The organism is Fulvivirga kasyanovii, assembly GCF_009711405.1.
GTDB classification, from domain to species: domain Bacteria; phylum Bacteroidota; class Bacteroidia; order Cytophagales; family Cyclobacteriaceae; genus Fulvivirga; species Fulvivirga kasyanovii.
On sequence record NZ_SMLW01000630.1, the window covers coordinates 13,387 to 30,130 of the forward strand.

8 protein-coding genes are annotated in these 16,744 nt (G+C 43.5%); all 8 read right to left on the reverse strand.

Annotated elements, in window-relative coordinates:
• Nucleotides 1-81: 81 nt before the first annotated feature.
• Nucleotides 82-2,532, reverse strand: a complete 2,451-nt coding sequence (locus E1163_RS21295) for a glycosyl hydrolase family 95 catalytic domain-containing protein (RefSeq protein WP_155174489.1) — start codon at nt 2,530-2,532, stop codon at nt 82-84.
• A 29-nt stretch (nt 2,533-2,561) separates the two neighbouring features.
• A complete protein-coding gene (locus E1163_RS21300; protein WP_155174490.1) occupies nt 2,562-3,206 on the reverse strand; it encodes a glycoside hydrolase family 3 N-terminal domain-containing protein in 645 nt (214 codons plus the stop codon).
• A gap of 26 nt (nt 3,207-3,232) precedes the next feature.
• Nucleotides 3,233-5,617 (reverse strand): glycoside hydrolase family 31 protein, encoded by a 2,385-nt coding sequence (locus E1163_RS21305; RefSeq protein ID WP_155174491.1) that lies wholly within the window; start codon nt 5,615-5,617, stop codon nt 3,233-3,235.
• 43 nt (nt 5,618-5,660) lie between these two features.
• Entirely contained in the window at nt 5,661-8,078 is a 2,418-nt protein-coding gene (gene galB, locus E1163_RS21310) for a beta-galactosidase GalB (RefSeq protein WP_221418056.1), read from the reverse strand.
• Between the two features lie 13 nt (nt 8,079-8,091).
• Nucleotides 8,092-9,639 carry a cellulase family glycosylhydrolase gene (locus E1163_RS21315; protein ID WP_221418057.1) on the reverse strand — a complete coding sequence of 516 codons (1,548 nt, stop codon included), beginning with the start codon at nt 9,637-9,639 and terminating at the stop codon, nt 8,092-8,094.
• A 102-nt stretch (nt 9,640-9,741) separates the two neighbouring features.
• On the reverse strand, nt 9,742-11,634 hold the full coding sequence (locus tag E1163_RS21320; protein ID WP_155174492.1) for a hypothetical protein: 1,893 nt from the start codon (nt 11,632-11,634) through the stop codon (nt 9,742-9,744).
• A gap of 23 nt (nt 11,635-11,657) precedes the next feature.
• Nucleotides 11,658-13,247 carry a RagB/SusD family nutrient uptake outer membrane protein gene (locus tag E1163_RS21325; RefSeq protein WP_155174493.1) on the reverse strand — a complete coding sequence of 530 codons (1,590 nt, stop codon included), beginning with the start codon at nt 13,245-13,247 and terminating at the stop codon, nt 11,658-11,660.
• A 14-nt stretch (nt 13,248-13,261) separates the two neighbouring features.
• The gene (locus E1163_RS21330; protein WP_221418058.1) at nt 13,262-16,372 is read right to left on the reverse strand and encodes a SusC/RagA family TonB-linked outer membrane protein; all 3,111 of its coding nucleotides are present in this window, start codon (nt 16,370-16,372) and stop codon (nt 13,262-13,264) included.
• Nucleotides 16,373-16,744: the final 372 nt, after the last annotated feature.

Genomic DNA, 16,744 nt, shown 5'->3' on the forward strand with positions numbered 1-16,744 from the left:
AGTAGTAGAAATGAACGTACGAGAGACTGCTTAGAAGCAGTGACCAAAAGAGGCCATTTTAAACGGCCTCTTTTTTGTCAATTACTTTTTCCTTATCAGCCTCAATTTTGTTCCGGTCTGGGCTGGCAGGTCAACTTTAACTTCCATGCTGGTAACTTTTAGCTTCATTTCTTTAGCTCCTTTTAACAGGTAAACTTCCTCTACTCCATCCGGAAGTTTTATTTTTACTCCCTGCTTTAAGGGTGATTCAAGGGTGGCAAGCACTTCACGCTCATTCCATTTGAGCTCAGTAAGTGTAATTCTGTTTCTTAATGATATTCCCGTAATGCTCCCTGCTTTCCAATCTTCAGGCAATGCCGGAAGCAAATAAACTGAATTGTTATCTCCATTGTAAGCAAGCATATGTATGATCACTGCCGGAAGGCCGCCACTTATATCAGTATTCAGTAAGGCTCCAACATTGTGAAACGAGCCAAATCCGGTGGACCAGTACCGGCTGCTAAGCCAATTCACGGCTTCTTCTGCCTGCCCTGCCTCTCCCAGGTGTGCTGCACTAAGCCCTAACTGCACCAGCCCAAATGCCATTTCCCCTCCTCCTTCGTCTCTCCTGAACGCTAACTTCTTCTCAATCAGCTTAACTGCTCCTTTTCTTAACTTCTCATTTTCAATAATGTCCGCATCTCTGTGGTTATACAGGCTGTAGAGCTGAGAAACGTGCCTGTGGCGGTAATTATCTTCGAATCCTGGCCAGAGCCATTCCCTGAGTACTCCTTCCTGGTTTACTTCATACTCAGGCAGCTTGTCCAGCATTTCCTGCCACTTCTTTAACTGGCTTTTATCTTCTTTTAACACTTCACCGGCTTCAATGGCACTACGTAGCACTTGCCTGGCCAGCATTACATCCATAGTAGCATTAAGCGCTGCTTGCGAAGCATCATTAGCCGGGTTGTTTTCCGGTGAATATGAAGGGTTAAATACATATTGACCATCACGCCCTTCATACAGGAAGTCCTCATAAAACCAGGCAACCTCTTTCAGCCAGGGATAGGCATACCTTTTCAGATAGTCTCTGTCCAGCGTATAGCGGTAGTAATCATACATAATGTCTGCGGCCCAGGCAGCTCCTCCTGTCCAGAGCGTAAGGCACCAGGTCTCGTTAAAGTCTGTTGGCCAGCCTTTGGTGGTGGTGTGAGCCGGCAGGTTAATGCCTCTCGTACCGAACAGCTTTTCTGCATTTTCTTTATAGTCTTCCAGATATCGCTGATGGTACTGCACGTAGGACTGCATAAGCTCCGGCATATTGCCAGGCATTACTACAGACATGGCTGACGGAAGGTTACCATCATGGGTAAAGCTAGAAGACCAGGCAGGTGTCCATGTACCACTCCATATCCCCTGAAGATTGGGAGGGTTCATTCCTGTACTGCTTAAAATATTATATCGACCCGCATCAAACACCTTCTCTATTAAAGCCAGAGGCACATCACCTTCCTTGGCTTTCAGCAATATTTCTTCTGCATGCAGGCGCCTGTCTTCTGGCTTCGCTGACAGGTTAAGTTGCATTCGGTTAAAAATTTTGGTGTGTATGGTTTTATGCTTCTCAAGCAATTGGTCATAGCCCTCTCCTATGGCTGACAGCTCTTGTTTGATTTGAGGAATTAAAGACTGTTCGTAATGATAGTTGGGCCTGATCTTGATCAAAAGCAGCACTTCATCGGCCTGCGATATTTCAATTGATCTCCCGTCCGTCTTTGCCGTGCCCCCGGATAAAATTAACCTCCCAACACCTTCATAGCCTTCCAGACCTCCTTCGTACTTCTTTTTAAATTCACTTTTGTAGGTCAGCCATGTACCCTCGGCTTTGGCAGTCATTTCACCTATGTGCTCACCCACAAATGCCCACTGGTTCCACTCCACCGGTCTGTGGCTGAATTGAATTTTGCAACTGATCGGAGTATCAGATTTAATTGACAGTACAATCACACTGTCCGTTCTCGACACAAATAGCTTTCTCTGAAAAGTTCCCAGATCATCTTTCCAGGTGGTTATGGCTTCTCCGGTTTCAAAATCAGTAGCCCTTACATATTGTTGAATATTGGCCGGTTGTTGTGTAATATTTAGATCAAAGGCCGGCATGTAAGGGTCACGATCATCATCATAACCTGCTTCTTTTCTTACCTCCACAGGTATTTTCGCCGCCTCTTCATATTGACCCTTGTTGATCAGTTCACGAATTTCATCAAGTCGTGCAGCCTGATTGATCAATTGAGAAGACTTCTCCCGAGGCACATACAGTTGGTCATGACTCAGAATAATGATTTCCTCATGGGGATCACCAAAAACAATTGCCCCGGTGGTACCATTCCCACTCAGCAACCCATGCTCCCAGTTTGGAGCAGGCTTCCAGCTTGTAATGCCTCTTTCAGGGGCTTCAAACCACGTACTTTGTGCCAACAGGGAATGAAGTCCCAAAACCATCAACAAGCATGTGAGTGCTGTTCTCTTTAAAATTGAAATGAATAAGCCGAACATAATTTATTGTCTAATTTTAATTTCTTCAGTTAACCGAAAAGACGAGCATCAAAATCTGATGATGAGCTGTCCCGGCTGTCTTCGTTGCTGTTGGCAAGAAAGTGCTTCACCAGCGAAGCCGTCCGCCAGTACTTGGGATCATCTCCCTGTAGTCCTTTGATAAATGCCACTGTCATTTGGGCGTTGAACCAGGCATCTTCCCCATAGCACTCTTCAGTCCTGCCCCAGCGTGGATCCCTGTCCAGGTCGGCATTGGGTGCCCGTACTACCAGGCCTCCTCTTTTGTATTTGGGGCTTTGAAGGGCATACCTAGCCTCAATGCTTTCTATTTCAGCCACTTTTTGTATTACGGATGGGCCCCAGGAAGAAGCAAGTCCTATGGCCTGAGGTAAAGTAGTGGTTGGTACAGGGTTATCTCTCCCCCACTTCCCCGGGCCTCCCAAGGCCAGCCCATACAGCCCTTCGACATGGCGTGTTCCTTCGATCCCCAGCCTTTTAACGGTAGGATTGGTCGTAAGGCATTGCACCTTTTCATCCAGAGTCATGAGTGAAAGGGCATTATCTATCCTTTCTTCTACAGGCAGCTCCGGGTTTTGGAATGGGTACTTATATTGACAAAAGGCTGACAAGCTGCATATGAATATGCAACCTGTCAGCCAGTATTTGATTTTCATCGGTTCTATGACTTTATTGTAATGGTTTACAAACCACTAATCTGCCATGAAACGCCGTAGGAAGCAGCATTAACTACTTTTCCATCTTTGCCAACGGTAACTATCTCCAGTTTCTCTTTTCCAGGCAGATATACATATCCTTTGGCTTCCCCTCCTTTGTTTTTGCTAAATACTTTGAGTTCCAGTTTAGACCAGTCCATTTCTTTGGTTGACTGTGCCAGCTTAATATGAGGGATTACTGATCCATCCCTTACCAGCATTACAACAGGGATTTTTCCTGCTTCGATATGGTGCCAGCCACCGCTATAAGTTTTTCCGGTCTGGTAATCGATCCAGTCTCCTTTTGGCAAATAAACATCACGGCTGGTTACATCCTCAAACAATGGAGCTACCAGTATGTCAGAGCCAAACAGGTACTGATCATCCACCAGCCATGAGCCGGGATCATCAGGGAACTCAACAAATAGTGCACGTACCATCGGAAGACCATTCTCACTGGAATGTTTTGCCTGCGCATAGATGTATGGCATAAGCTGATATCTCATATTATCTGCCAGCCTGAAAGCATCCATAAAGTCTTTGCCAAACTCCCATGGCTCTGTTGGTGGTTCGCCATGGCTTCTTACGTGTGATGTAAGCATACCGAATGGTGTCCATCTTCTGTAAAGGTTTTCAGGTGTTGCAGTTACGAAACCTCCAATATCATGCGACCAGAACGAAAAACCAGACAAACCGAAAGAAAGGCCTGCTCTCAGGGTTGAAGCCATAGCGGAATTAGTGGTTGCAGGATCGCCTCCCCAGTGTACGGGATAGCGCTGACTTCCAGCCCAGGCACTTCTAGCCCATATAAATCTATGTCCTGTCTTTTCCTTTGTTATGTCTGCCACGGCCTTATTATACCTAAGCGGAAATAAGTTGTGCTCATAAAAACCGGTTTTCCCAGACTTATAGATGCCTGTAGCAGGGGCAGCCTCACCAAAGTCCACTTTGATAACTGCTACACCTTCGTCCAACAAGTTGCCAATTTTATTTTGGTACCACTTTACAGTCTCAGGGTTGGAGAAATCCAGTACTGCATCTTCATAGGGAATGTTGCCTTTTTTGTCTCTTACTACAAGGTCATTTTCCACCAACTCCTTGAAAAGGGTGTTCTGAGGTGTGAAATATGGCAGTTGCCACAGACATATCTCGAAACCATCCTTGTTGAGATCTTTGATCATTTTAGGAGCGTCAACAAAACGATCTGTCGCAAATTGATAATCGCATCTCCAGTCAACACCAAACCATCCGGTATCGAAATGGATCACATCTGAAGGTATTTTGTGCTTTCTCAGGTTCGCAGCCACTTTTCTTCCGTCTGCTTCTGAGAAGTAAGTAATACGGCTCATCCAAAAACCGAAAGACCATAATGGAGGCATTGGAGCTTTTCCCGTAAGGTCGGTGTACTCGTCAAGGATTTCTTTTGGAGTACCTATGAATACAAACAAATCCAGTTCATCGTCACCGATCATCATGCTGTTGGCACTGTTGAAATATTTACCAAAGTCGCATGTTATCGGGCTGGAGTGGTGCATAAATACACCATATCCTCTGCTGCTCATGTAGAAAGGTATAGGCTTATACATACTTTCATTTTGAACACCATTTGCATCGTCAGTCCATAAGGTAACTTTCTGCCCTCTCTTATCAAATGCCTTGAAAGACTCACCACATCCGAAAATCTTTTCTCCTGGTGAAAGATTGAAAACGGCATCCATACTACGTGAATAATCCTCCGCTTTTCGTACATAAGAAAAAGGTGTAACGGGTGTATAGGTATTTTTTACATCGTTTTTATGAACAGTATGTGTGAGAAGTTTACCAGTTGCATCATAAATGTAAATGTGCCAGGGCTTCTCAGTGATCACGATCCTTCCAAACTGGCTGGTATATTCATGCCCCTCTGCCACTTTTGCATATTTCCATGAAGTTTTATCTACCGGTGCTTTTCCATCAGCCAACATCAGTGACTCGCCGTTTTTTACAAACTGAGGCCCTGATGTAAGTCTTATGCGCACTGCCTTCGCAGAAACAAATTCTATTGAAAACGGATGCTCCGGTGAAGCTGCATATTCAGTTGTAGGAAATTCGTTGGCCTCTGCAGGTGACAGCCCCATCAACATATTGTTAAATGCCTGCCTGGTAGTAAGGTTATGTCTTTTAAATTGAATAGTTCCCTTTCCTGTATTCGGGTCAAAACTGGTAAGGTCGTCAGCCAGATAATAGGTGTTCCTTACATCTGTAAAATCCTCGCTTACATCGGGCGGCTCGTTGAGCACGCCGGAGTTCTGCCATTGAGCAAAGCCCATTTCTTGGGCAAAAACCCCAACGCACACCATCAACATCGTTTTATATCTCCTTAAAAAACTCATCTTCGTATGTTTAATTGTTGTTTAGTTAATTACCTTTTTATTTCTATAATGATTTTATCACGATTTCACCACTTTTCAACCCATCTGAAGCAGCTCGAACGGTAATCTCTCCGGCTTGACGGTCTGACTGGATGACTACAAGACACTTTCCATTGAATATTTGTATTTTATTGCCCTTCAAAGACAAATGACTGGTGGGATCACCATTATCTACCCCCACAATTTCTCCAGGACCGTCGATGGAAAATTGAATTTCATTAGAGCCAATGGGCACCGTATTATTCTCTTTATCCAGAATCTCTACTGTCACAAAACTGAGGTCTTTCCCGTCGGCTGAAATTTCACTGCGGTCTGGCGACAACTTAACAGCCACCGGCTCACCTGCGGTTACCACTGTTTTCTCAAGAACGGGCTCACCGCTTTTTCTGGAAACTGCTTTAAGCACACCCGGTTCATAAGCTACCCGCCACATCACGTGCAGGTCTTCGCCGTTCTTACTTTTGGTTCCCAAAGATTTACCATTAAGGAATAGCTCCACTTCATCCGCATGATTGTAGTAAGCCCATACATCCACGGAGTCCCTGCCAGTCCAGTTCCAGTGAGGAAAGATGTGTAGTACGTCTTTATCGGTCCATTCGCTTTGATACATGTAGTATGCATCTTTAGGGAAGCCAGCCAGATCTACAACCCCAAAATAAGAGCTTCGGGACGGCCATCCATAAGGTGTAGGCTCACCCAAATAATCGAAACCTGTCCATATAAACATCCCGGAAAGGAAATCGTGCTTTTTTATGATCTTCCAGGTCTCTTCGTGCGTTGAGCCCCACGGTGCGCTTACCTGATCATAAGCGGAAACAGTATTATCCGGATTACCACCATCAAATGGCAAATCCCAGCGAATTGGCCAACGCTTGATGGTATCTGACTTTTGATCATAGTATCCTCTTGTTTCCAGGGCTGACGTGGTTTCCGTAGCAATAAATGGCGTATTGGGAAATTTGTCATTATGTGCTTCATACATGCCGTGATGATAGTTGTACCCTATCAGGTCCAGTGCGCCGGATTTGGCGATAGTGTTGCCCTCATTGGGCGGGTTCATTGCTGCTGTAATGGGCCTGTCATCCAATGATCTCACTATTTCTGCCAGTTCTTTGGCAATGGTATCACCTTCTGCGGACCATTGATCAACAATTTCATTACCTATACTCCATACGAATATACCCGGATGGTTCCTGTCTCTTTTTATATGGTCTTTAATATCCCTTACATGCCATTCATCCCAATAAAGGGCATAATCATAAGGGGATTTTTTCATGCTCCATATATCAAATGTTTCGTTCATCACGAAAAGCCCCATTTTATCACAAAGAGCCAGTAGCTCCGGTGCCGGCGGATTATGAGAAGTCCGGATTGCGTTCACTCCCATTTCCTTCATTATCTCCAGTTGCCTCTCAATAGCCCTTGTATTTACGGCAGCTCCAAGGCACCCTAAATCATGATGCAGACATACCCCTTTGATCTTGACTTGTTCTCCGTTGAGGATAAATCCTTTTTCCTGATCAAAGCTGAAAGACCTGATGCCCAGCGACGTGGTATAAGTATCCACTTTTTCACCATTTAAACTGATCTCGGTAAGTACAGTATACAGATTGGGATCATGGAGGCTCCATAGTTCAGGTGTGCTTACAGTAATTTCCTGATCCAGAACAGCTTCACTCCCTGACAATTCCAATGGGGAGGTGGCTTCCGCAACTATTTTATTGTCTTTATCCTTTATGGACGTATGGACACTGGCCTTTGCAGACTCGCCCGTTGTATTCAATACGGTGGTCTGCACTTTAACCAGGGCTCCTTCTTTGGTAATTTCAGGAACTTTCACATAAGTACCCCATTGAGCTACATGTATTGGGCTGGTTATCACAAGCCTCGTATTTCGATAGATGCCACTACCGGAGTACCACCTGGAGTTAGGCTGCTTTGAGTTATCTACTTTTACAGCTACTGTATTTGGTTCTTCCCCATAATTGAGGTGAGGGGTCAGATCATACTCAAATGAAATATACCCGAACGGCCTTTTCCCCAGATAATGTCCATTGATCCATACCTCGCTGTTCATATAGATACCATCAAACTGGAGGTATATTTTCTTTCCTTTAGTTGCCTCATCCAGCTTAAATACTTTCCTATACCAGCCTATGCCCCCAGGAAGAGCACCACCGCCTTCAGTGGCAGGGTGCTCTTTGGAGAATTCCCCTTCAATGCTCCAATCATGGGGGACTGATAACTTTCGCCAGGATGTATGGTCATAGCCAATAGCACTGGCGCTCATTGTGCTGTCCGCCAGTGTAAAGTACCAGTCATCGTTAAAACTTTTTGTAACACGCGTGTTGCTGGTTTTCTGACATGAAGCCACCCCTTGGGCCAACAGGCACACTAATAAAACCTTAAATAAATGATTCACTCCTTATATGAAATTAATTGCCAAGGGCAGAGACAATCGCCTCTGCTGCATCTGCATGCACAGCCTCTCCTGTATTTCTATTGAATAACCCAAAACCATAATTTCCTGTATGACCATTGTCCCAGTAGACTGGCACCATACCATTGCTCAAGGCTGTTTTGGTCACATAGTTCAGGTAATAATTTCTTGATGCTACATGCTCCGCATAGGTTGAATTTTGGGGACTTGTCTTGAGCAAAGAGCCAAACTCTCCCAGAATTACACCGTAGCCCTTGTCTACGAAGTTGGTTTTCATATTACCAAACTGCTCGTCTACCCAGTCTTCATCGCCCCAATCGGAATGGGCAGCACTTCCTGAATTGGCGTTACCCCAAAGTGAAAATTCATCTGTTTCCTGCAATGCAAACTGGTAAGGGTCATAGAAGTGAACCTCCACCATCATACGGTTGGCGGTAGCATCAGCAGGAATTTCCAGATGATCAACCCCATAAGCGATATTGGTTACATAAGTCTGTATTATAAGATGACGATAAGTATTTCTACCTCCGGTAGCCCTTACCGTATTGATAAAAGTCTGGTTAAATGAGTTTTGCACTTCTGCATACTCTGTTGTGGGCTCATTAAAATTACCCTCTTCATGAACTTCATTTGTTCCTGCAAATAGCAGTCGGTCATCATAGTCCCTGAAATATTTGGCAATCTGCTTCCACATGATTGCGATCCTTTCATTGATAGCATCCTGATGATCATAAGTAGTATGATCCATCCACCCTCCGTCCCAGTGGATGTTGATCATAACAAACATGTCGTTATCCAAGGCATAGTTCACTACTTCTTCCACACGCTGTTTCCACTCATAACTGATCTTGTAAGTAGCAGGATCGTCAAACATGTGCGACCATGAAACAGGTATTCTTATTGTTTTAAAACCTGCTGCTTTTACAGAATCGATCAGTGTTTTGGTAACTACCGGATTGCCCCATGAAGTTTCGTTTCCTGAGTAAACCCCATTATTTACAGAAATGGCTTCCAGTGAGTTACCAAGGTTCCACCCCACTCCCATTAATTCCGTAAGTTGCACGGAAGTCTTGTCTCTCATTCCCGTGTTATCAGGATCAATATAATCAGGCAACTCAGGTTCTACAGGCTCTTCATCAATGGTGCCCGCCGCCTGATTTACCGTAATCTGTACCGTATCCGTTCCCTCGCTGGCAAGCTTTAGCACCATACTTCTGGCATCAGCAGTTTCGTTAGCATCAGCCACTATTTGTACTGTTGCGTTACCTTTTGAAGTTTGGATATTCGGCCTGCTCCACAGACTGGCATCATAGTTAAAGTTCCATACTGAATTACTGGTAATTTGCAATTCCTTGCTACCACCTGCTGCTTCAAAATTGAAGGTTGTAATGTCAGCAGTCAACACTGTTTCTTCAACGGTATTTACATCATCTCCATCATCATCACCGCAGCCACTCAAAGTGAATATTATCCCACATAATGCAATCAATGTACTGCTGAACTGAACAAGGTATTTCATACTTATCTTTTTCTCAAATTTCATTTCTCTCTAAACTTATTTAAGGCTTTGGAAGAGTACACTTCCAAAGCCTCTACTTAATTAAAATTCCCCAAACAGAAGACCAGTTGTTAGCTGATTTCGTAATCAATACATGATAATACTATCAATTGTGGCCGTCACGGCTCCCATGTCATCTATATCTGGCGCCATATCTGGCATATCAATCACAAATACCAACGCTGTTTCAACTGAGCTTCCCGGTTCTGCATATACCGTGTAAGTTCCATTCCCGGTCACAGTAACATCTCCAGGTCCACCCCCCCAGTATTGGGCTGACCAGTCAGCATCGGCAAGACCAATAGCGGCAGTGTAACTACCTTTAGCACCATTTATTAAAGTGATTCCTTGAAGCGTAAATGTGATTTCTATTCGATTATCAAAAACAACAGCGGTGGGATCCAAAGGAGGATTTGCCTTTGTGGCACCGAAGTCATTGTATAATTCCAGCCTGAGCTTCCCGTTGCCTTCAAGGTCTCCTACAAGCAGTTTTGCATTATCAAACGGAACTACGGTGCCTGATGGTTCTCCCCCGGTATTCGCCACTGACTTCAAATGCAGTGAAAAATACTCATCCTTATCAGCAGATTTCTGGCCTAACCATATACCCGTAACGTTTCCAAAGGCATCTTTTTCCGCTGCTATGATCCGCAATTTATTTTCAGCAGTTGTAGAAAACCCAAGCCATCCGCCTACACCTGAAAAGAAGGTAATGGGTTGACCAAAGTCAATTTCATTTTTTGCATTTACAGTGTAATTACCGGTAACCTCTCCGGTTTCAGTTTGAATCACATAAGTACCATCACTTTCTCCCACTTTGGTCAGCTCAACTGAGATTGATGAAAATACTGTTTCGTCGTAAGGAGGTGTCCAGGAGTCAAAAGTAAACCCCTCTGGATCACTCCCATAGGTAGCCACTTCATTCAATGGTGTTCCGGCCAAGTCATGCCAATTGTACGGATAATCAAGATCAACTTTCCAGGTTTTAGTTGTTGACACATTGGTAGTCAGGTCTGAATTGGCATCCCCATCATAAGGTGGTTCAGGATCAGGGACGTCCTCTGGAACCCAGTTATCTGAGTATTCTTTAGAAATAAAATTGTATACAAGCATTGCTGCCCCTTCACCATCCACGTCCTGATCACGAACCACGCCAAGCCTTAAAATATCATCATTAAGATCAAATAAGAAGTAATTAGACCAATCGCTAATCCCAGTAATACCATTATTATTTGGCTTGTACCCGCGAAGAATAGAAGCATCATTTATTCGTAACATTTTCGTTGCAACATTAAGGGAATAAGAGCCATTTTCTTCAATGCCTCCTTCCATAGGTTTTACTGCATTGAAACTTGCCTCTCCTTTTAGCGAAAATGTCATTACTCCATAATCGCCGCTTTTCATCGCATTACTGTAAATCCAAGCCGTATCCGGGCTCCATGTCCAACAATCTCCTCCATAGCACCCTGTCTTTTGTGTACCATCTGCCCACGGCCCCCCTTCATGCAACCATGCATTGTCAACTCCATAGAAAGATAATGGTCCTGCAAAATATTTCCCATCCGTATCCAATAACCAAGATTTCTCATTCCCTACACCTCCACCAGTAAGGAAATCCCAAAGTGGATCATCTACATAGGTCAAATTTTGGGTAGTGATATTTAACACCACTGTATCCCCACTCACATAGCCTCCATTACTCTGTACACCATATACAAATTTATAGGTACCTTCAAATGGCAACCTAACCGTATCTTTCACTCTGGTTGACCGGCCCATAGGTGTTGTCCATAAAGGTGTAACATTAGGGGTAAGGCTTTCCAAAATCACCATATTGGGATCATTAGGATTTTGCGTTATCTCATATTGCAAACTCTCAGCGGGCAGTACTTCACCCAATTCATACTCATCCTGACAGGCCGTAAATAATAGCCCAATGGACATGATGAAAAACCAGTATTTGAAAATATTTCGTTTCATAATCATGTTTTTAAAAATTTATTTTATTCCCACCCCGAATTTTGTTTCAAAACTCCACTTGAACGCGTGACCTGATTCTGAGGAATCATTTGAAAGCCCCTGGTTTCTATTACATTAGCTGCCAGGATGGATTTATCAGTCGGCACACCGCCATTCATTACTGTAGTCTCTTCGGCAATTGTTTCTGCAGCCACATTAACTCCCTGACGCAGAAGATCCCAGTACCGGATACCTTCAAGGGCAAATTCCAGTCTTCTTTCTTTCATGATGTTATTGAAAGTAGCCGGAAGAGAGGTTAGACCCGCTCTATCACGTACCTGGTCAAAATAAGTTTGTGCACTGGCACTCCCAAGTTCTGCTGCCATCAACAGTACATCAGAATAGCGCATTACCACATAATCCTGATATTGGCCGATCTGAAAATCCACTGCACCGTTAGCTACAGCCACATCACTACCATCAGGATTGGCCAGCGGTATATATTTTTTACCTGAATAGCCGGTATATTCTCTCTGGTCATCATTATCGTAATCCAGTTCCTCTTCTTCAATAGCAATAATGGAAGCCTCTCTTCTGGCATCATCATCCTCGTAAACTGCGTATAAGTCGGGACTTACGGTACATGCACCCCATCCACTACCGTAAGGGCTGAATGTTTGGCCTCTAAAGCCTAACAAGACTAACCAATGATTGCCATCAGTATTTCCGTCATAATCTGATGTGATATTGTATTTGATAGCAAAGACCGTTTCTGCATTATCCTTACCGGCATACGTTGTAGTAAGGCCATCCCCTTCTGGTACAGATGAAGCAGCCGGCCATAGATTTTTAAACTTCTCTACTAAACTATAAGACCCTTTTGCTATAACATCTTCAAGTCCTTGCAATGCCTGAGCTTTTGACACCACACCTACAAGGTCGTTATTTCCATAATATCCGGTATAGAACAAGAATACTCTGGCAAGATAGGCTTTAGCGGCCCATTTATTTACCCTCCCGGGTTCTACGGTTTCACTTCCGTTTTCCGCCGCAAATGAAAGGTCTTCCGCGATAACGGTGTATATCTCATCTACTTCAGCCTGAGATATATTACCAGTCGTAGGCTCAGTAATTAATGGTACTTTCTCCCATATCCTGACCATGTCAAAGTAGCAATAGGCTCTCAAAAACCTTGCCTGCGCTTCTATGCTGTTTCGGTAAGCCTCATCACCCTCCCAATTAATCTGATCTAACTTTTGAAGGAGTACATTTATTCTGTATATGGCTTTATAATAAGCAATCCAATTATTATTCAATATATTAACTTCCCCGGAAGATACAGACAAGTCAAACTCATCAAGCACTCGAAAATTTAAAGCATCTGTGTTGCCGGTACCTCCAAAACAATTGTCCGATAAGACTTCCGATAAAATAGGGAATGCCACACCAGAAGCATACAATTGCTGGATTCCATCATAACACCCAACAATTGCCAATTCAGCATCCTCTTTTGTTTGGTAAAAGCTATCATCGGTCAAGGTAGTTTTAGGCTCAGTATCCAGAAAATCGTCTGTACAGCCGGTGCTAAGAACTATGACCAGCAATACAAGTAAATATTTATTTAAATTCTTCATAGCTATTCAGGTTGTTAAAAGTTCACGTTTAAGCCCAGCATATATGTTCTTGGTCTTGGATAGAAGCCCAGGTCTACTCCGGAAGAACCATTTTCCAGACCGTAACCTACTTCCGGATCCATGCCATCGTATTTTGTAAAAACATAAGCGTTTTGAACAGTGGCATATAGCCTAAGCTTTGTAAAGAAATTGATCTTCAACAAATTGGTGAAGTCATATCCCAGTGTGATGTTATTGATCCTAAAGAAAGCCCCATCCTGGACAAAAAGGTCTGAAAACTGATAGTTTACATTAGTTTCAGTTACTCGCGGGGTACTGTTTGATGTGCCTTCACCATGCCACCTGTCAAGTATAGCGGTTGCATAATTGGCATAGGCATTTGAGTGGTTTCTATAAGATTGTACAATTTGATTTCCGGCTACTCCATAGCCAAGTACTGAAAAGTCAAAGCCCTTATAGTCTAAGCCAAACGACAAACTGAAGGTATAGTCAGGGTTTGGATCACCAACCATAGTTTTATCGTCATTATTGATGACTCCATTACCATCCCGGTCAACATAGATGACATCACCAGGTTGTGCATTTGGTTGTATCAGGTCCCCTTCTGCACTTCTGTAAGTGTTTATCTGTTCCTCCGTCTGGAAAATACCTGCTGTTTCCCAACCCCAGAAATAACCAATAGGGAAGCCGGTCTCTGCTCTATGGTAAAACTCTCCGGCGTTATCATATAACATATTTTCGAGACCATGAACTATACCATCACTAGTTGGCACCTCCTTCACTTCATTTTTATTTTTAGCACCAGTGAGGTTCACAAAATAATTGATATCTCCAATTTGATCTTTCCATGATAAGGTAAGCTCAACCCCGCTATTTTCTACAGTACCTCCGTTAAAGAAAGGAGGTAACGCTCCATCGGTCGCATAACCCGGCTTTTCCAAAAGCCAGTCTTTTGTGGTTTTTTTATACCAGTCAGCATTTACATCCAGTTTGCCATCCAAGAAGGCGGCATCCAGACCAATGTTCAATTGTTCAGAGGTCTCCCACTTTACATCTATATTAGACAAACGTGATGGATAAGCACCGACAGTATTACCACCACCATCATAGTCAGCCGATCCGAAATAGTAATTGGAAGATCCCACTTCGATAGGTGTTATATATTGAAAAGCATCGATAGCGGCATTACCAACCTGACCCCAGCTTGCTCTCAATTTGAGGAAGTCAATGGTATTTTCCAGATTCAGGCCAGACCAGAAGCTCTCCTCAGAGATCACCCAACCTGCGGATACAGAAGGAAAGTATCCCCATCTTTTCCCTTTAGCAAAATTGGCAGATCCATCAGCCCTGAATGTGGCGTTGAGCAAGTACTTATTTTGATAGTCATAGGCAACCCTACCAAAATAGGATAGCAACTTGTATGGGTTAAAAGGACCTCCGGCTAATGACAGATTAGCCAGGTCAGTATTCGTGGCATTATCTATATATGCATGATCAAGGTCTGAAAAATAAAGTTTTGAATTGCTTGCATTTACAAAAGACCCTTCATTAGTATAAGCCGATGTGCCTCCTAACACCGTAATATTATGACTACCCACTTCCAAATCGTAAGTAACAATGTTATCCCAAGTCAATGCAAGCCCCTTACTCATGCCCTGATTAACAACATCATTTAGACGTTGTGCGTAGATCGACAGCTCATATACCGGCTGATACGAGCGGCCTTCGCTAACGTAGTAATCATACGCAAAACGAGTCCTGAACTTAAGGTTTTTAATAGGTTCCAATTCCGCATAAAAATCTCCAAAGATCTTCTGGTTATTATTATCGTTTTGATTGTTTAAGATCATGGTAGCATAAGGATTACTTTCTCCTGTTGCCCATGGCTCCCATTCCACTCCGTTGTACATCACCCCTTTGCCGGCACTATTATTAAGAAAGTTGCCATTATCATCGTACACGGGTAAAAAGGGGCTGGTATTAAAAGCTCCCCGAAGTGAATTATTATATTGATTACCTACAGCGATTCCATTTCTTTTAATATAAGAACCAGTAAGGTGCTGTCCCAACTTAAGAATACCGTCAAATAACTTGTGCTCTGTATTTAAACGCAGTGAATAACGCTCATAATTAGAAACATCAGGGCCTCCGACAATACCTTCCTGCCCGGTGTATGAAGCTGAAAGGGAGTATACGGAAATATCATTTCCCCCACTCAAACCGAAGGCGTAATTCTGCATTGCGGCATTGTTATACATCATTTCATCGATCCAGTCAGTGCCCTCTCCCATAGCAGCAATTTCATCGGTCGTGAAATAAGGTACTTTGCCTGAGTTGATTGCTGCTTCGTTCATGATTACCGCATACTCGCGGCTGTTGAGCATTCTGATCTGTTTTGAAGGCTCTTGTAAGCCATAGTAGGAATCAAACGTAAACCGAGTCTTACCGGCAGTACCCGATTTCGTAGTGATCAACACAACACCATTCGCAGCCTGGGCACCATAGATTGCAGCAGATGCTGCATCTTTTAATACATCAATGCTTTCTATATCCGCTGTGTTGAGATAAGAGATGTCTCCGGTCTGAATACCATCGACTACATATAGTGGGTTGGAATTGCCAATAGTACCTGACCCCCTAATGGTCACCTTGAGGCTTTCTCCGGGTTGGCCGGATGTGGCTGCAATGTTTACCCCTGAGATTTGCCCCTGAAGACCTTCCAAAGCTCCTGTGGTACTGAGTTGATCGATCTTATCTCCTTTTACCTGCCCGGTAGCTCCGGTGAGCAATTTCTTTTGCTCCACACCATAACCGATCACCACTACCTCTGAGAGTTGCGTAATATCCTCGGTCATCTCAACATCTATAACTGTACGGCTACCAACAGCTATTTCCTGAGTTTCAAAACCTATAAAAGAAAAAACAAGGGTTGCATCGGGATATGGGATATCCAATGTGTAATTTCCCTGAATATCTGAAACCGTACCTATGTTGGTATCTTTAACAATAACACCAACACCAGGTAGTGCGTCGCCAGCCGCCGAGATCTTACCCTTGACGGTGTGCTGTCCGAATGTCACCTGATATAAACAAAGTGACATCATCAATAGTAAAACTTTCTTCATATTACATATGCTTTAACATGGTTGAATTAATCATTAATAAAATGATCTAAAACGTTTCCGGCCATATCGGCAAACGTTTGCGAGGTACAATGTAGGAATATTACTGCTGGGAGAGAGGTATCAAATGTTTCCAATGTAGTCTCCTTGTGTTAATTGAGGGTTATATGCCCTATTAAAGGAGGAGTTAGCATAACAAATGAAAGTTTTAAAGGGGTCAGGGATCTATGGGAGTGAAGAGGCTAGAACGCGATCGATGTAGCTACTAAAATTTGTTGATGTATATGAAAACTCCGTTGAGATCTGCTTATTCATGAAAAAGCCCCACCGAAGTGAGGCTCTGAGGGTAGTATAAAGAATTTTGTGTAAACGCTA

Coding starts and splice junctions, on each gene's coding strand:
- E1163_RS21325 (WP_155174493.1), bottom strand. CDS start 13,247: ATGAAGAATTTAAATAAATATTTACTTGTATTGCTGGTCATAGTTCTT.
- E1163_RS21315 (WP_221418057.1), bottom strand. CDS start 9,639: ATGAAATTTGAGAAAAAGATAAGTATGAAATACCTTGTTCAGTTCAGC.
- E1163_RS21320 (WP_155174492.1), bottom strand. CDS start 11,634: ATGAAACGAAATATTTTCAAATACTGGTTTTTCATCATGTCCATTGGG.
- E1163_RS21330 (WP_221418058.1), bottom strand. CDS start 16,372: ATGAAGAAAGTTTTACTATTGATGATGTCACTTTGTTTATATCAGGTG.
- E1163_RS21295 (WP_155174489.1), bottom strand. CDS start 2,532: ATGTTCGGCTTATTCATTTCAATTTTAAAGAGAACAGCACTCACATGC.
- E1163_RS21305 (WP_155174491.1), bottom strand. CDS start 5,617: ATGAGTTTTTTAAGGAGATATAAAACGATGTTGATGGTGTGCGTTGGG.
- E1163_RS21300 (WP_155174490.1), bottom strand. CDS start 3,206: ATGAAAATCAAATACTGGCTGACAGGTTGCATATTCATATGCAGCTTG.